The organism is Geminocystis sp. CENA526, from assembly GCF_050753365.1.
Lineage (GTDB): Bacteria > Cyanobacteriota > Cyanobacteriia > Cyanobacteriales > Cyanobacteriaceae > Geminocystis.
Genome location: NZ_JBLZFY010000007.1, coordinates 59,933 through 76,745 on the forward strand (window position 1 = coordinate 59,933; position 16,813 = coordinate 76,745).

The 16,813-nt window shown below is 33.8% G+C and carries 15 protein-coding genes; 7 read left to right on the forward strand and 8 right to left on the reverse strand.

Features of this window, described 5'->3' with window-relative positions; all coding sequences use genetic code 11:
- Window positions 1-38 precede the first annotated feature (38 nt).
- A complete protein-coding gene (locus ACN4EE_RS03840) occupies window positions 39-1,700 on the forward strand; it encodes a protein kinase domain-containing protein (RefSeq protein WP_431705076.1) in 1,662 nt (553 codons plus the stop codon).
- An 88-nt stretch (window positions 1,701-1,788) separates the two neighbouring features.
- Here the strand turns inward: ACN4EE_RS03840 and ACN4EE_RS03845 are convergent, their stop codons facing one another.
- Window positions 1,789-2,025 carry a hypothetical protein gene (locus tag ACN4EE_RS03845; protein ID WP_431705077.1) on the reverse strand — a complete coding sequence of 79 codons (237 nt, stop codon included), beginning with the start codon at window positions 2,023-2,025 and terminating at the stop codon, window positions 1,789-1,791.
- A gap of 97 nt (window positions 2,026-2,122) precedes the next feature.
- Here ACN4EE_RS03845 and ACN4EE_RS03850 point away from each other — a divergent pair, with 97 nt between their 5' ends.
- Complete coding sequence (locus tag ACN4EE_RS03850) at window positions 2,123-3,472, forward strand: DNA cytosine methyltransferase (protein WP_431705078.1); 1,350 nt, start codon at window positions 2,123-2,125, stop codon at window positions 3,470-3,472.
- A 15-nt stretch (window positions 3,473-3,487) separates the two neighbouring features.
- Here ACN4EE_RS03850 and ACN4EE_RS03855 read toward each other — a convergent pair whose 3' ends face one another.
- From ACN4EE_RS03855 to menA, 3 genes are all read right to left on the reverse strand, one after another.
- Window positions 3,488-4,270: a TdeIII family type II restriction endonuclease gene (locus ACN4EE_RS03855; protein ID WP_431705079.1), complete on the reverse strand. Its 783-nt coding sequence runs from the start codon at window positions 4,268-4,270 to the stop codon at window positions 3,488-3,490.
- 49 nt (window positions 4,271-4,319) lie between these two features.
- Complete coding sequence (gene cheB / locus ACN4EE_RS03860; RefSeq protein WP_431705080.1) at window positions 4,320-5,375, reverse strand: chemotaxis-specific protein-glutamate methyltransferase CheB; 1,056 nt, start codon at window positions 5,373-5,375, stop codon at window positions 4,320-4,322.
- Between the two features lie 103 nt (window positions 5,376-5,478).
- Window positions 5,479-6,396, reverse strand: a complete 918-nt coding sequence (gene menA / locus ACN4EE_RS03865; RefSeq protein ID WP_431705081.1) for a 2-carboxy-1,4-naphthoquinone phytyltransferase — start codon at window positions 6,394-6,396, stop codon at window positions 5,479-5,481.
- Window positions 6,397-6,685: 289 nt separating this feature from the next.
- Between menA and ACN4EE_RS03870 the strand changes: the two genes are divergently transcribed.
- On the forward strand, window positions 6,686-8,083 hold the full coding sequence (locus ACN4EE_RS03870) for an isochorismate synthase (protein WP_431705082.1): 1,398 nt from the start codon (window positions 6,686-6,688) through the stop codon (window positions 8,081-8,083).
- 66 nt (window positions 8,084-8,149) lie between these two features.
- On the opposite strand, the gene ACN4EE_RS03875 is transcribed toward ACN4EE_RS03870, so the two are convergent.
- Window positions 8,150-8,689 (reverse strand): Uma2 family endonuclease, encoded by a 540-nt coding sequence (locus tag ACN4EE_RS03875; protein ID WP_431705083.1) that lies wholly within the window; start codon window positions 8,687-8,689, stop codon window positions 8,150-8,152.
- Window positions 8,690-8,718: 29 nt separating this feature from the next.
- Window positions 8,719-10,545, reverse strand: coding sequence for an ATP-dependent zinc metalloprotease FtsH (gene ftsH, locus ACN4EE_RS03880; protein WP_431705084.1), 1,827 nt, complete (start codon window positions 10,543-10,545; stop codon window positions 8,719-8,721).
- A gap of 481 nt (window positions 10,546-11,026) precedes the next feature.
- Between ftsH and ACN4EE_RS03885 the strand changes: the two genes are divergently transcribed.
- From ACN4EE_RS03885 to ACN4EE_RS03900, 4 genes are all read left to right on the forward strand, one after another.
- Window positions 11,027-11,377 (forward strand): ISAzo13-like element transposase-related protein, encoded by a 351-nt coding sequence (locus tag ACN4EE_RS03885; protein WP_431705085.1) that lies wholly within the window; start codon window positions 11,027-11,029, stop codon window positions 11,375-11,377.
- 40 nt (window positions 11,378-11,417) lie between these two features.
- Window positions 11,418-13,742, forward strand: a complete 2,325-nt coding sequence (locus ACN4EE_RS03890; RefSeq protein ID WP_431705086.1) for an ATP-dependent helicase — start codon at window positions 11,418-11,420, stop codon at window positions 13,740-13,742.
- A 109-nt stretch (window positions 13,743-13,851) separates the two neighbouring features.
- Entirely contained in the window at window positions 13,852-14,400 is a 549-nt protein-coding gene (locus ACN4EE_RS03895) for a DUF6036 family nucleotidyltransferase (RefSeq protein WP_431705087.1), read from the forward strand.
- Window positions 14,400-14,690 carry a hypothetical protein gene (locus ACN4EE_RS03900; RefSeq protein WP_431705088.1) on the forward strand — a complete coding sequence of 97 codons (291 nt, stop codon included), beginning with the start codon at window positions 14,400-14,402 and terminating at the stop codon, window positions 14,688-14,690. The genes ACN4EE_RS03895 and ACN4EE_RS03900 overlap by 1 nt, the downstream gene beginning before the upstream one ends.
- Before the next feature lie 61 nt (window positions 14,691-14,751).
- On the opposite strand, the gene ACN4EE_RS03905 is transcribed toward ACN4EE_RS03900, so the two are convergent.
- The gene (locus tag ACN4EE_RS03905) at window positions 14,752-16,089 is read right to left on the reverse strand and encodes an LCP family protein (protein ID WP_431705089.1); all 1,338 of its coding nucleotides are present in this window, start codon (window positions 16,087-16,089) and stop codon (window positions 14,752-14,754) included.
- A gap of 136 nt (window positions 16,090-16,225) precedes the next feature.
- Window positions 16,226-16,813, reverse strand: a complete 588-nt coding sequence (locus tag ACN4EE_RS03910; RefSeq protein ID WP_431705090.1) for a hypothetical protein — start codon at window positions 16,811-16,813, stop codon at window positions 16,226-16,228.

Consider the following 16,813-nt stretch of genomic DNA (forward strand, 5'->3'; position numbering starts at 1 on the left):
AAATAATCGCGCACAGATCATCATAATCCGTAGTCACTATGATTTATTGGAAAACAGGGCAGATAATTCAAAAAGGGAAATATGTGATTGATAAAGTCTTAGGCACAGGAGGAGCAGGTATTACTTATCGTGCTAAAGATGTTCAAATGGGAAACATTGTGGCAATTAAAACCTTGAATCCCACCATTCAAGCACAGCCAGACTTTCAAAAACATCAAGAAAGATTTATTCAAGAGGCTTTTCGTTTAGCTAAATGCAGTCATGCCCACGTTATTCAAGTTGATGATGTGTGTCAAGAGGGCGAACTTTGGTGTATGGTGATGGAATATATTGATGGTGGGAATTTAGAAAGTTTAGTCAAGCAAAAAGGCGGTTTAGAAGAAGTTGAGGCGATTCGTTATATTTATCAGATAGGAAGTGCGTTAAGTTATATTCATCAACGAGGAATTTTACATCGAGACGTAAAACCAGCTAACATTATGCGACGCAGTGAAAATAATGAAGCGGTGTTGATTGATTTTGGCTTGGCTAGAGATTTTATTGAAGATAAAACCCAAATTCATACTAATTCCCGTACGGAAGGTTTTGCACCTTTAGAACAATACTCTCGTAATGCGAAAAGAGGAGCTTATACCGATGTCTATGCTTTAGGTGCTACTCTTTATTATGCCCTTACTTTACAAATACCGTTTCCTGCTCAATTTCGCACTCAGGGTATTAGTTTAATCCCCCCTCAACAACATAACCCCAAAATTAGCGATCGAACTAACTTAGCTATCTTAAAAAGTATGGAGTTATATTCAGAAAACCGTCCTGAATCGGTAACTGAGTGGTTAAGTATGCTTACAGAAAACACGGAAATTATTTTATCATCTTCCCCACTTCCACGCCCAAAAGTAGAAGAAAGTACCCCTACCATCAACGAATCCGCCGTTACTCAACCATTATCCCCTCATCGAGCGCCCCTCCCCGTAATGAATGTGCCTCCTGTGCCTGTCACCAAAAAAGTGAGACGGGTAGTAAAAAAACCTAGGGTGATACAAACTCAAACTCCAGATTATACTTATGATCCCTTATCCCCTACCCGATTTCAACATTCTCCTTCCATTGTTTCCTCTCCCACTCAATCCGCTTCTCAGTTCGATCGAGATCAAGTATTCAACGATTATGATGGAATAGATGAAGGCTCAATTCCTACCCAAATGGCTACCCCTGACACGGTTTTGGAATCGCAACCTCAATCTATATCTCCTTCTGATGTGGGTATAGACTACAATATTTTAGAAACACTATTGCAAAATCACTCATGGCGCAAAGCCGATGAAGAAACCCGTCGATTGATGTTGAAAGCCGTTAATAAAGAGGGTGACGGATGGATCGATCGAGTAGCTATGGCAAGTTTTCCCTGTCGAGATTTACAAACCATCGATCAACTATGGATGAAATATAGTAACGGTAGGTTCGGTTTTTCTGTCCAAAAACGCATTTATCAGAGTTTAGGAGGCAAAAGGAGTTACGACAAAAAAATTTGGGAAGCCGTAGGTGATCGACTAGGATGGAGAATAAATAGAATGTGGTTAGAACCAGACTATCTAATCTATACTAACAAAGCCCCTCAAGGGCATTTACCCAGCGCATCCATGTCGGGATTATTAGAAAGGGGAATTTATACCCTTATGTCTCGCATGATGGATTGTTAAGTTTTACACTCCCATCATTAAATTGAATGAGTGGACTTTCTACGAAAAGTTGTAGCATAAGTCTTTATCTTATATTTTAAGATCAATTTTATTCGTTAGAATCTAAATTATTTTTACGAATTTTTTTAATTTCATTGACGATCGCTCTCCTCATAATAAGAGTACGTTCTGAACTGGTCAACTTTAATAACCATTCCGCTTCATCTTTGGGTAACTTAATACTAAAAGATTTTTCGTGCATTTTCCCAACGGAACTATCAACAGGCTTAAAAAATGCTTGATGATTACCATTTTTCATATTGGGATTGCCGATAGGCTTTTTCATAAGTGTTATTATCTTTTTTATATATTGACTAAATAACTGTCAACTTGTTATTATAGCAAATGTAATCTGATAGAGATATTGAGATAAAAATAAAAAAATGAAAACCCTAAAAGAGAAACAAATAGAAATTCCCTTACAAAACTTATATCCAAAAAACAAGTTTAGTTTTGTTGATTTGTTCTCTGGCATTGGGGGGTTTAGAATTCCATTAGAAGAATTAGGGGGAAAATGTTTAGCTTATTCGGAAATAGATCAACAAGCGATTAAAGTTTATCGTCAAAATTTTCTTAACTATCTCAATGATGATGAAATCGAATTAGGAGATATAACAAAAATAGATAGTTTTCCGTCTAATGTTGATTTAATTGTCGGTGGAGTACCTTGTCAACCTTGGTCTGTAGCAGGAAAATTAAAAGGTTTTGATGATCCTCGTGGTAAACTGTGGTTTGATGTAATTCGACTTGTGAATAAAAGTCAACCAAAAGCCTTTATTTTTGAAAATGTGAGAGGATTAGCTAGTCCTACTAATAGAGAAAGTTTTGAATATTTATTAAAACAATTTGAGTCTATTAATTATTGTGTCAAATGGAAATTAATCAATTCCTATGATTTTGGTGTACCTCAAAGTCGAGAAAGAGTTTTTATTGTAGGAATTAGAAATGATTTAGAAAATGCCCTTGAATATCAATTTCCTGAACCTGTAAAATATAAACAAAAATTATCGGATATTATTGATGAAATAAAACACTGTCAACCGATAAAAAAAGTCAAACTTTCTTCAGATATTCTTTTTAATGGTCAAATTCCTCCATCTCGAAATCGATTTCAAAAAGATGATGAATTAAATGATTTTTTTATTTTTTCAGATTTAAGGAATGGTCATACAACTATACATTCTTGGGATTTAATCAAAACCACTGAGAAAGAGCGTTTAATTTGTCTAACTATTTTAAAAAATAGAAGAAAAAAAATTTATGGAGGTAAAGACGGAAATCCTCTATCTTATGAGATTTTAAAAGAATTAATCCCAACACTTAAAGAAGAAGAATTACGAATATTAGTGGATAAAAACATACTCAAAATAATAGATAATAAGTATGAGTTTGTTAATTCAAAAAATAGCTCAGGGATAAATAACATATATCGAATTTTTTTACCTAATTCAGAAATGATTTGTACCTTAACAGCAACAGGGACAAAAGATTTTATTGCCACAGTTTCTATCAGTGCAGATAATCCTCAAGAATACAAGAAATTGTTTCTTGAAAAAATTTATAAACCAAGAAAATTTAAACCTATTACTGCTATTGATTGTTCTAAATTACAAGGTTTTCCTGACTGGTTTAAACTTCATGAAAATGAGAGTATTGCTAAAAAACAATTCGGTAATGCCGTATCGATTCCTGCTGTTTTAGAAATAACAAAACAATTAATTAAACTTTTATAAAAGTGATCAAATTTATTAACTTTTTCCCTCAAAAATATCATTAAATTCTTTATTAAAACCTTCTTCTTGAAGCTCATGAAAAATGTCTTCTATAATTTCCCATGTGTTTGTTTGACCTGAACAAAAATCCCAAAATTCATTACCTACCCAAATATCTTTTTGTATATCTAAAAAATGTTTTATTTTTGATTTATTTTGTTCGTACCAATTTTTTTGATAAGGATTAAAAGGAATTGCTATTTTTGCTACTAAATTAGCTTCGGGATTTTTCGCAAATCGGTAACAATACCATTCTAATAATTGTTTATTAAATTTTTTAAAATCTCCTTGATTCGGTTGCGTAGTTTTAGTATCAAAGACATATTCAATACCATTTTTCAGAAAATAAATATCTACACCTGTTCCAGAAGCAGGTTTTGTAAATTTAAGATTTGTAGAATTTAATTCAAGAGCTACTTTTTTAAGTTTTTCAATACAAATATCCGTTGAAATAAATTTATTTTCTCTTTGGGTAATTAAACTATCTAATTCTTGTCGAAGTTTTGGCGGAAAAGGTTCTGGACTCAATATTTTTGTTTGTATAATTTCATAACCATTTTCTTCTGCTAGTGTTTTGGCGATCGCCTCCCAAACAATTCCCATACTGGTTTCTAAACCACCAATTAATGATCTAATTCTTCGTTCTTTCGGGAAGAGAATATCAAGGATATGAGAAGTTTTGACCTCTTTATTATTAAAAAATTTTCGGATAGCAATTTTAATTGATTCTTTTAACTTTTCTTTTAATTTTTGCTCCATTATTTTAAACCCTTGATTTTCTTTTTTTAACTTATTCAGCAGACTTTAATTAACGAACTAAACTCATGATCTGGGCTGCGATCGAACTTGAGGGCAATACTTTTTTCGCCGCCCCTAAACGTACCGCTTCCCCCGGCATTCCAAAAACGATCGAACTAGCCTCATCTTGAGCGATAGTATAAGCGCCTTTTTGAAACATGGATAATAAACCTTGAGCGCCATCTCTACCCATACCCGTTAATAAAATACCAATGGCATTTTTACCAAAAATGTTGGCACAAGAGTTAAATGTCACCGTTACGGAAGGGCAATGTCCATCTACAGGAAGCCCCGTAAAACAGAAAAAACGACCATTTCGATCGAACTCCAAATGATGTTTTTCAGGAGGAAAATAAATATAACCCCCTTGAGGTTTTTCCCCCGTCATAGCAACTTTTACTTTTAACTGACAATTATTGTTCAACCAATCAATTAAACCCCCTAAAAAACCGACACTAATATGCTGTACACAGACAATCGGCACAGAAAAATTAGCAGGGATATTACCTAAAACTTCCAATAATACTTGTGGACCACCTGTAGAAGTGCCAATGGCAATCACTTCAATTTTATTACTATTGCTAATACTAACCGTTGAGGATGAAAATTTTGAACTGGTAGAAGAAATAGAGGGAAGTGAGGAAGGCGCTTTGCGTCGAAAAACCTTAATTCCAGATAAAAGACGAATTTTTCCCAACAAAGGCTGACTAATAGCATCATAGTCACTCGTCTGTCCGCTACGGGGCTTCGGAAATATATCCACAGCCCCGGCATTTAAAACCTCAAAAATGTGTTTAGTATCTTCTTCCTGTACAGAAGCACTAATGACTAAAATTGGTTTAGGAAAATTAGCCATTACCTGTTGTACAAATTCCAAGCCATTCATTTTGGGCATGTGTAAATCCGTACAAATAACATCAGGATTCATTTTTTTTACTAACTCTAAACCTTCAATGCCAGTTTTGGCACAACCTACCACTTGAATATCTGGGGAAGAATTAATAATTTTTTGTAATAACAGAGTCGCAACGGGAGAGTCTTCAACAAGTAATACTTTAATAGTCATATAAATAAGTAGGCAAAATTAATGGGATATTTAGGTTATGAAAAGGTTTGAGAGAATTTTGATTAATTTTAAAATCCATAATCTATTTTGTTTGTATCGATACTTAAATTAAGCCAACGCATAGCAGTAAACCACTAAAAAAATGTAGATTCACAGCTATAAATTTACTATTTTTTACTTTCTGTGGTTGATTATGATACTGTTGAACATAGTTAATTAAATGATAACCAAAAGGAATTGTTAACATCACGATTAAGGTATTATAAGGAAGTATTTTAATGAGAGTTAACGCAACACATAACCCGTAAAATAAGATAACTGAGATAGTTAATACCTTCGCTCCTAAATCTGTACCTAGTCTCACAATGGGAGATTTTTTTCCTGCGGCAATATCGTCTGTCACTTGGTGAAAATGAGAACAAAAAAGAATAATTGATGTTGATATACCGATAATAGTCGATGCCCACATCGAAGATACTGAAAAGGATTGACTTTGACTATAATAAGCTGATTCGATCGCCATAGGCCCAAAGGTGACAAAACAAATTATTTCCCCTAACCCTAAATAACCAAAACGAAAGGGAGGCCCCTGATAACTGTAACCCAAAGCACAACAAGCTATAATTAACCATAAAACTGTCCAATCTTTGAGCCAATAATTAATTAAGAAAATTCCTGTTAATCCTAAAAACAAAAAAACCAGACTAATCCAGAAGATAAGATTGCGATTCCCCGTCAGATTCACCACAGAATGAGCTTTATTTACGTCTATTCCCGTATCAGAGTCAAAAACATCATTACTGAGATTTAACCATGCAATAATAAAGATTGCTGATAATAGGAAGGTAAGAAAAATATTAAGATGAAAGATTCCCGTTTCTGCATAAGCTAAAGCTGTACCAAAACTAATCGGGATAATGGCTACAGTGTACATCGGCGGTTTAATAGCCGCAAACCATAGTTGTTTTTTTGTAGGAGGGGTATTCAGATTGGAAGGTTTTGTCTGTTCACTTATAGTCATAATCTTTAATTCGGTATGATAGGGTTTAGGGAATTGATAATGAATAATAGATAATGAATAATAAATAATGGATAGTTGTTCGTTCCTCATTGTCTATGTTTGATTGCTGATTGTCAATTATGGCAAATGATTCTCTTGTAATGATCACAAAATTAACAATTAAGAATTAAGAATTAATAATTAAAAAAGGCACTCATGCAACAGGCAACAATTACTCCCCAATACCCTAACACCCTAATACCCAACTTTCTCTTCTTCACTATTAACTATTAACTATTAACTATTATTTATGCCCGTAATTCCCCCTCAATTTAATTTTTTAGATTATCCTAATATTTTAAAAAAGTTAATTTTTTTATCGTCTCAAAATAGCGTTAATAACCATCAAACTCATGATATTATTTCTCTTTCTTTTAATATTAATCCTCTTGATAGTCTTATTTTTTTCTCAGTTATGAGGGAAGAAAAACAACTTTCTTTTTATTGGGAAAATCAAACTACACAGGATTCGATCGTGGCTATTGGAGCATTGGAAAGTTTTACTATTTCTCACAGTCAGCATCAGGATAATAGATTTTCTTTATGCCAAAAATTTATGGAGAAAACCCTTAAAAAATTACAGAATAATAATGCCTATTTTTTTTCTTACTTCAGTTTTTTTCTCGATCGAAATCTCTCAGCAAATAGTTTTCCTCTCGCTACAATATTTTTGCCTTGCATTCAATTAGTAAAAAAAGAAGATATTTATACCTTAACTATCAATACATATAACAAAGAAAATATTAAATTAATAAAACAATATATAAATGACAATTTTAGTGAAAAAGTTAGTTTAAATTATCATAATTTTACTCAAGAAGAAAATCAATTAAATTATAGTTTAAATCAAGAACAATATCAACCATTTATCGATAAAGTTAATCAAGGATTAGAGGCAATTAAAGCTCAAAAATTAACAAAAATAGTTGTTGCTCATGGTTTAGAAGTAAAAACAAATAATAATTTTAATATCATTAAATCTTTGAATAATTTGAGAAAAAATTATCCTGATTGTTATGTGTTTGCTATTGGTAATGAAAATCAAGAGTATTTTATCGGTGCAAGTCCAGAAAGATTACTTTCTATCAAAAATAATCATATCATTAGTGATGCTTTAGCAGGTTCAGCACCAAGGGGAAAAAATGAGGAGGAAGATAATAATATCGGCAATAAATTATTAAATAGTGAGAAGGAAAAAAGGGAACATCAAATAGTGAGTGATTTTATTTTTAATCAATTATCTACTATCGGATTAAATCCAAAAAAATCATCTTTACAGTTATTAAAATTATCTAACATTCAACATTTATGGACTCCCATTAATGCTCAAATAAATACTGATTTAAAACCTTTAGAAATTGTACAAAAATTACATCCAACTCCTGCTGTAGCAGGTGATCCCATTAACATTGCTTGTCAAGAAATTCAAGCATCTGAACAGTTCGATCGAGCCTTATATTCTGCACCTATTGGCTGGTTAGATATGAAAGGAAATTGTCAATTTGTGGTGGGGATTCGATCGGCTTTAATTAAAGATAATCATGCCCGTTTATTTGCTGGGGCTGGTATTGTAGAAGGCTCAAAACCTGAACAAGAATTAATCGAAATTAAACTTAAATTTCAAGCTCTTTTACAAGCATTAATATAACTAAAATTCTTTCCTATTTTTCATCTCTATCAGTAAACTTAGATACCTCATCGCCTATCATAAAAACTAAAAAATTTCTGGCCACAAATCAACTATTTTTAATTGCCATTGAGGAAACAAGTCTGAAATCATTAAAACATCTTCATCCGTCAAGATTTCTACTTCCCTATTAGAACGAAAAATTTTGACAATATGTTCATCAGGATCAATTAAAATAGCTACTGTTACCCCAAAATTTAGGAAGTTTTTTAATTTAGTTTCCAGTTTATTAATTCTGTCAGAAGCAGACTTGATTTCTACCACTAAATCAGGTACAACTTGAGCATAACTACGAGGACTTATTTTCAATTTTTCTGCCTTAACAAAAGCCACATCAGGGGCTAATAAATCTCCATTGGGCATAATAAAACCTGCGGATGAACCTGTTACTCTACCTAGTTTTCGGGAGTTTACCCAATTTCTTAATTTACTACTAAAATTTGTACCAACTTCTTCTGAAAAAAAGTCTGAAGGACTCATAATAATAATTTCTCCTTCTCTTAATTCATATTTTAAATCAGGATTTTGTTGCTGTATTTTATCAATATCTTCAATAGTTAAGGTCATCTTTTTTCTCGTTTAGTTTAAACAAAAACTTAGTTTGATAACTTTGCCATTTCTAAGGGTTTAGAGTTTGATTTTTCGACTATTTCACGAAATAAATCTCCTTCTATGGTTTCTTTTTCAATTAATAAATCCACTAATTTATCAATTACAGGGCGATTTTCTGTGATAATTTGTTTAGCATTTTCATAACACTGAAACACGATCGAGCGAATTTGTTGATCAATTTTTTCGGCTATTTCTTGAGAATAATCAGAGCGATTAACGGTATCATTTCCTAAGAAAATAGGTTGATTATCGTCTTCTAAAGCAAGGAGTCCTAAATTCGACATTCCAAATTTTGTAACCATTTGACGACTTAAAGAAGTCACTCTTTCAATATCATTTCCAGCCCCTGTAGTTATTTCTCCATCGCCAAAAATGACATCTTCGGCAGCTCTCCCTCCTAACAATCCTGTAATACGAGCAAAAAGTTGAGTGCGAGAAATTAAGCCCTGTTCTTCATCAGGAGTGAACCACGTTAAGCCTCTGGCTTGACCTCTGGGGATTAAGGTAACTTTTTCTACGGGATCATGTCCTTTGGTTAGTGTACCTACAATAGCGTGACCAACTTCGTGGTAAGCAATTAATCTTTTTGCCTTACCATCTACTAACGGTGTGCCTTCCATCCCCGCAATGACTCGATCGATCGCCTCATCGATTTCATTCATAGTAATAGCTTCTTTTCTTTTGCGTACCGTTAAAATTGCCGCCTCATTCAAGAGGTTAGCTAAATCTGCACCGCTAAAACCGGGGGTGCGTTGGGCAATGGTGTGTAAGGAGACTTCGGGAGCAACTTTTTTGTTGGCACTGTGTACTTCTAAAATTCCTAAACGCCCATTCATATCAGGATAATCCACCATAACTTGTCGATCGAACCTACCCGGGCGAAGTAACGCACTATCCAACACATCAGGGCGATTAGTTGCCGCTATGACGATAATGCCCGTATTACCCTCAAAACCATCCATTTCCGTGAGTAATTGGTTTAAAGTTTGCTCCCTCTCATCGTTACCACCGCCAATCCCTGCACCTCTTTGTCTTCCCACAGCATCAATTTCATCGATAAAAATCAGACAGGGAGCATTTTCCTTCGCCTTACGGAATAAATCTCGTACCCTTGACGCACCAACTCCCACAAACATCTCGACAAACTCTGAACCAGAAATACTAAAGAAAGGGACTTGTGCTTCTCCTGCAATCGCCTTAGCCAAAAGGGTTTTACCCGTACCAGGAGGTCCAATTAACAAAACACCCCTAGGAATTTTTGCCCCAACGGCGGTAAATTTATCAGGAGTTTTGAGAAAAGTTACCACTTCCCCTAATTCCTCTTTTGCTTCTTCGATACCTGCCACATCTTTAAATTCAACCCCCGTAGCCGCTTCCATTTGAAATCGAGCGCGAGACTTGCCAAAATTCATCGCTCCAGCCGCACTACTAGCTGAACGTTTGATTAAGATAAATAAGCCTAAAATCAATAAAAATAAGACCCCAACCTGCATTAAGTTAATCACAGAAGCACTACTTGCTCCTAAAGATTGTACGGAAAAATCGATATTATTAGCTCTAATTTTGGCGATTAATTCGGGATTTTGATTAAATAATTTAACTTGCTGAGATTCATTATCTTTTGTCCCTTCTAAATATACATCAGCAATATTCGTACTAGGATCGATCGTGATTTTGCGTACTTCTCCCGCTTCAATGCTTCTCAATAAATCTGAATAATCAAAGGCTTGTTTTTTTTGTTGTGCCAAAGCCGTATTACCAACAAACAAACTTTGCAACAAGACTAAACTACCAGCCATGAAACTGAGCATTTTAGTTGATTTGGTTGACTTAATTAATTTACGAAGACTGATCTTAGAAGAATAACTGTGCATTGGTGATAATATTTCAATTGACTACTTTCTTTTATAACAAATTTCAGTCATTTCAGGGTGAGGAGTTAGTACAGGTTAAATAGCAGGATTTTTTCAAAGTCGAGGTAAAATTGTATGGCTCTTCTACAGTAGTTATGCAAAATTAATAGAAAATAATTAATATAAACTTTATTATGTATAGCTTTGATTATTTTAAAAATCCAATTGTTATAAATTAACAGTTTGAATTTAACCTAATACCTAATACCTGATACCTGACACCTTTTTTTAGACATAATTTATCATACTTAAAGTAGGAGAGCCAAATTCGTTCTCTGACTTCAGCTCTATCTTCTTTTTTCAAAACATTTTGTAAATAATGTTTTTCTTCAGGTGACAAGAAATTTTTAATAGGCATGGTTAAGATTAACAAATTTATTTGTGTTATTATGATTATAGACTATACAAGTGCGTTTTAGCTTATAACACAATAGAACGATGTTGGGCTTGTTTAGAAAACTTCTGGAATGGAACAATATTGGACTCGGTGGAAAAAACTTTAGAATGGGCAAAAAATATGATATGGAAAGGAATAAAGCCCATCGTAAAAATATTAGAAAAAACCTATGAAACAGGAATTAAGCCATCACAGGAAGAATTAGATGAGTCCCGAGAATTGTGGCATCCATCTCCAACACTACTGGCATTGGATGTGGACAATAATATATACAGGTTAACTGGTACTTTATTTTCTTGCATTTCCCTAATTTTTGGGTTATGCTGTCGCTAATCAACCTACAAATTTACTTTAACAAAATGTCGGTAAAATTATGATAGATGATAAGATCGATCGAAATTTAGAAGCTAAAATAGAGTCTTTAGTTGCTAATTTAAGACAAGGGCAAAAACAACTAGCACTGTGGAAAGGCGGTAAAATGGCAGTTTCAGCCGTGCCGGGGGCAGGAAAATCTCACGGTTTAGCCACAGCCGCCGCTATTACTATCGCCCGAAATAAACTTCATTTGACTAATCGACAGTTACTTATTGTAACTTATACTCGATCGGCATCCCTCAGTATTGAAAAAAAAATCAACGAAATCTTAATCAAAGATTTACAACTATCTCCCACTGGTTTTACCGTGCAAACTATCCACAGTTTAGCGGTAAGTATTGCGAATCGTTTTCCCCAATTGTCTCAATTAGCGATGGAAAACAATACCCTCACAGATATAAAAAATTATACTCACCCCCTCATTTTTGAGACGGTAAATCAATGGGTGAAACATAATCCCTCACTTTACCAAGTGTTATTACAAGGGGTGAAAAAAATCAATGACAATGACGAGGAAAGAGAATTGTTATATCGGGAGTCGATATTAGTAAATGAGATACTGCCAAAAGTTGCTTCTAATGCCATTTCTCTGATTAAAAGTTCAGATTTAACCTTGAATGATTCTTTTTCCTTACCTGATAATCCCCATAATCCTTATCCTTTGATGACGATAGCGAAGGGATTATATGAAGAATATCAAGCATTGATGATCAAAAAACAACGTATCGATTATGATGATCTGATTTTATCAGCTTTGAGGGTGCTTAAGTTCGATCGAGCTAGAGAAACATTGCAACAGGAAGTATTTGCCGTGTTTGAAGATGAAGCTCAAGATTCTAGCCCATTACAGGAAAAACTATTAAAAATCTTAGCCACTGATACCCATAGTCATCAAGTAAATTTTGTCAGGGTAGGAGACTCTAATCAAGCCATAAACTCTACCTTTACATCTGCTGACCCTAAATATTTTCGAGATTTTTGTCGTCAATGTCAAGAAAATAATCGGTTTTATACCATGAATCAAGCAGGAAGAAGTTGTCAAATTGTCATCGATACAGCGAATCAAACATTAGGATTTGTTAATCAAAAAATTGAAGAAGAATTAACTCAGAAAAATATTAAAGATATAGAGTCATTAATTCCCTTTGAAAATCAATTTATAAAACCCGTAGAAAATACCGATAATCAAATCAATATTAATCCACAACCCGAAGGAAAAGGGCTTGAAATAGAAATTCCTGAAAATGTATTTGACACAGTGAAATTACTCAGAGAAAAAATTATTAATTTATCAATAGAAAAAGAAGACAAAAAACAAGGTAGTTTTGCAATTTTAGTCAGAGAAAATAAACAGGGAAATTTTTTATATACTGAGTTAAAAGATTTAGAAAAAACTCATAATCTGAAAGTAAAATTAATCAATGATACGGATATTTATAATAAAGTTTTACTAGAAGTTTTATCTATTTTACAGTTTTTAGACTGCCCTCATTCTTCCCAATATTTAACAAAAACCTTAAAAATTATCACGGAAAGGCTAAATATTCCCATCGAAGATATAAAGACTTTAAGTATTTATCCCGAAAAATTTTTATATCCTACTATGCTCGATTCCCCCCAAGATGAAAAGACAATCAAACTAAAAAATGAGTGTATTAAACTGTTAAACAGTCGTTTGCAGTTGTCTCCTTATCAATTAATTCCTTTTATTTCTGTAACTTTAAAATATGAGCAAGTTGAATTGGCTACTTTACAAAAATTAAGCGAAAGAATTAAACAAGATATTAAAACTAATATTTCTCTAAAATCAATAATTAATGTTTTGCAAGAAATCCTCAATAGTGAGAAATTTAAGAGTTTAGAAATAGAAGACGAAAAAACTTATCAACAAGAAGGGCAAGTTACTATTATTACCATGCACAAAGCTAAAGGTTTAGAATGGGATTATGTTTTTATTCCTTTTTTACACGAAAATATTATCCCCGGTAATGGCACTTATATTGATAAAAAGAATGACTTTATTAGTAATGGTAATTATAGTTTACCCGAAGTAGTTCGATCGAGCCTAAGATTTGCAATTCACTATCATAATGAATCAGACTATCGACAAATTTCTATAGATGAGGCTTTTATCGAAAACACCTATCAAAAAAAAGCCGAAGAATATCGTTTATTATATGTAGCCATGACGAGGGCAAAAAAATTATTATGGATGTCATCGGCAAAAAAAGCCCCTTGGCGATGGAGTTTCTTTGAAAATAAAAGTTCGTTGCAAAATCAACCACCATGCCCTGTTATTGTTTTCTTAAATGGGGATTCTTGAAAAAATATCTTGTTGAAGATGGGAAAAAAGGGAATTTCATTTGTATAATATTTAAACAATTATAATAAAACCAAATTCCTAACTTAAGGCAGATAATTACCGCAAAAATATGCGTTCAAACGTTGATTTTCAGAAGTTAGAAAAGCTGATGCAAGTCTTAGGTCAAGAAGCTCAGGGAAAGGGTAATATCTACTTTACAGGCGGTGCTAGTGCTTTACTCATTGGGTGGCGCGATTCTACTGTTGATGTTGATCTTCGTTTAGACCCTGAACCTTCGGGTATTTTTCAAGCCATTGCTAAACTCAAACAAGAATTGGACATCAATATCGAACTGGCATCTCCACAAGATTTTTTGCCACCAGTTCCAAAATGGCGTGAGAGAAGCATATTTATTGCTAAACGAGGTCAAATCTCATTCTATCATTATGATTTTACTGCCCAAGCTCTTTCTAAATTATCTAGGGGATTCGATCGAGATTTTAATGATGTTGAAGCCATGTACAAAAATAAATTATTCTCTTTGAGTGAATTAAGAGATTGCTTTGAAGCGATCGCACCTGAATTAATCCGATTTCCTTCTCTTAACCCTGATGTATTCAGAAGTCGAGTAGAGAACTTCATTAAACGTTTTGAAAATAAAGCTAAAGAGGAGAGATAATGAATCTTAATGAGTTACCCGGAGCAGAAGTCATCTTACCCGGACTGAGGGATATTAATAGGGGAAAGTCTAATACTATTGGAGCATTGCTAGTGGCGATCGCTGCAACACGTTTAACCGAAGCAGGTTTAGATATTCCTAAAAGTAACCTAGCATCCGAGCCTGAGTTAACTTTATATACCTATCTTCGAGACAATCGAGAGGATGCTTACCCTTACTATAATGCTTTGCTCGATCGTCTCAACAGCTTTTGTAACGCACTGGAAATACCAATAGATAGGAGTGGTTGAAAAAGTCTCCTCGTCTTCTAGTCTTAATTCTTAATTCTTAATTCTTAATTCTCCATTGTTTCTATTTTGCAAAACTATCATCAAGAAGCAACTTTTCCGCATCATCCCCGATTCTAATAGTAATATCAGAGTCTATTTCCCCGATGGAGGAGGATTCTAATTCCCCAAAATTGAGAATGCGTTTTATCCTTTGCGCCGATCGAGTATCTCCTTTTTGCACGATAATTTGAGTAACAGGGATACCATAGGAAGAATTGCGAGATAAGTAAACATTTTCATAGCCGTTTTCTTCCAGATATAAAGCCACTTTTCGGGCTAATTGTCGATTAGAAGTTGTGTTTTGAATACTTATACGCAGTCGTTGGCTCGATCGACTATAATCAGAACGAGAATCAGCATTGAGAAAATCTTGAATTACCCTACTTTTCTCATCTTCAGAAATCAACCAATAGCTAAGACGATATTCTTGAGGAGAACTAGGTCTTCCGGGTAACATTACCATACGCACATCTTGCTTGTCAATACTTAACCCAAAAGCCGCCAAATTGAAGATTTCAGCCGTAGTCAAATCCGTGTCGATTTCTTCCTCCAGTAATTTTATGGCTTGAGGAATTTTAAATAAACCTTGAGGAGATTGTAACTTTTTCTGTAACGCTTTGAGTAACATTTGTTGTCTTTGTACCCTGCCAATATCCCCTAAATTATCATTACGAAAACGGGAAAATTGCTCGGCTTCATCACCATTTAAGACTTGTTTTCCTTCCTTTAAATCAATATACAAGCCTTGAGTTTTATCAGTATATTTCATATCCATCGGTACATAAACCTCAACACCGCCGATTAAATCTACTAAATCTCGAAAAGCATTAGTAGTAACTCGAATATGCTTATCGATAGTGATACCCTCAAAATTTTCTTGAATAACCTCCTTCGCAAAATCTACTCCCCCTATAGCATTCGCACCATTAATTTTATCATAACGTCCATTAGGGAATCTCACTCGACTATCCCTCGGAATTGATAAAACTCTTAAAGAATTATCATCAGGCTGAAAACGTACCAATAGCATCGTATCACTACGCCCTGAAAAACGACTAGGAGAATAATCATTCTCCTCTGTTAAACCATCTACTCCCATCACTAAAATATTAACAGGATTGTCTAATTGTTGAGTAAAAAAAGCATTTATCCCAAATTTTTTAATAGCTTCTATTTTATTGATAAAAGGGTTAAAATCAATGGGAGTTTTTAAGCCCACTGTTATCCCTAAAAAACTAGAAACGGCGGCGGTAATAGTAAAACATCCTCCCCAAATAAAACCTTGATATAAAGGAGAAAAAGGCTTTTTTTTATGTTTAGAATTAGATGATTTTTGACTAGGTTTATGTTTCAATTTCACAATTAATTAGATTGAGTAATAAGTAATAAGTAACGAGTAATGAGTAATGAGTAAAAAGCAACTGGCAAAAGTTATTAATTCTCAATTCTTCATTCTTAATTCTCAATTCTTCATTCTTAATTCTTAATTATTAATTCTAAATGTTGATTTCACTGGGTTGATTATAAGTAGCGATAATGCGATGGCAACCAGATTCAGGATTTGCCCATTGATAAATATATTCTTTCGGATTACCCCAACATAAACCTAAATATATCTCATCTGTTCCACCATCTAACTCTGCCCATTCCGCTTTTTGATATAATTGTTCTAAATATTCTTGTGATATAGGGGAGGTTCGATCGATACTAAGATAAAACTTCATCCCTTCGGTAGCATCACGCCAAAAATCTAACACAGAAGCCTTAGCATTCATCAGAATTTCCTTATCCCCCTCAATAGCGATTAATTGATTATAAACTTCAGGGCAACTAAAAGACTTGCCTTGAAAATTAACCTTGCGCCAAATTACTCCAGAAACCTTATTTTGTCGTTGATATTCATGGATTTGTTGACGAAAATCACGGAAGACAAAAACCCGACTCATTTTTTCTAAATCCATCGCCTTGGCTACCACAGGATTATCTAGCTTTTCTTCCGCATTAAAGATAATTCTCTTTCCTCCCCAAGTTGCCCTTAATTCTAACTCTAAAAATTTAATTAATTCGTCTGTGGTATAACTCAT

Bases quoted from the DNA above. Each gene is read 5' to 3' on its own strand.
- ACN4EE_RS03840 (WP_431705076.1), top strand. From the start codon at position 39: ATGATTTATTGGAAAACAGGGCAGATAATTCAAAAAGGGAAATATGTG.
- ACN4EE_RS03845 (WP_431705077.1), bottom strand. From the start codon at position 2,025: ATGAAAAAGCCTATCGGCAATCCCAATATGAAAAATGGTAATCATCAA.
- ACN4EE_RS03850 (WP_431705078.1), top strand. From the start codon at position 2,123: ATGAAAACCCTAAAAGAGAAACAAATAGAAATTCCCTTACAAAACTTA.
- ACN4EE_RS03855 (WP_431705079.1), bottom strand. From the start codon at position 4,270: ATGGAGCAAAAATTAAAAGAAAAGTTAAAAGAATCAATTAAAATTGCT.
- cheB (WP_431705080.1), bottom strand. From the start codon at position 5,375: ATGACTATTAAAGTATTACTTGTTGAAGACTCTCCCGTTGCGACTCTG.
- menA (WP_431705081.1), bottom strand. From the start codon at position 6,396: ATGACTATAAGTGAACAGACAAAACCTTCCAATCTGAATACCCCTCCT.
- ACN4EE_RS03870 (WP_431705082.1), top strand. From the start codon at position 6,686: ATGCCCGTAATTCCCCCTCAATTTAATTTTTTAGATTATCCTAATATT.
- ACN4EE_RS03875 (WP_431705083.1), bottom strand. From the start codon at position 8,689: ATGACCTTAACTATTGAAGATATTGATAAAATACAGCAACAAAATCCT.
- ftsH (WP_431705084.1), bottom strand. From the start codon at position 10,545: ATGCTCAGTTTCATGGCTGGTAGTTTAGTCTTGTTGCAAAGTTTGTTT.
- ACN4EE_RS03890 (WP_431705086.1), top strand. From the start codon at position 11,418: ATGATAGATGATAAGATCGATCGAAATTTAGAAGCTAAAATAGAGTCT.
- ACN4EE_RS03895 (WP_431705087.1), top strand. From the start codon at position 13,852: ATGCGTTCAAACGTTGATTTTCAGAAGTTAGAAAAGCTGATGCAAGTC.
- ACN4EE_RS03900 (WP_431705088.1), top strand. From the start codon at position 14,400: ATGAATCTTAATGAGTTACCCGGAGCAGAAGTCATCTTACCCGGACTG.
- ACN4EE_RS03910 (WP_431705090.1), bottom strand. From the start codon at position 16,813: ATGAGTTATACCACAGACGAATTAATTAAATTTTTAGAGTTAGAATTA.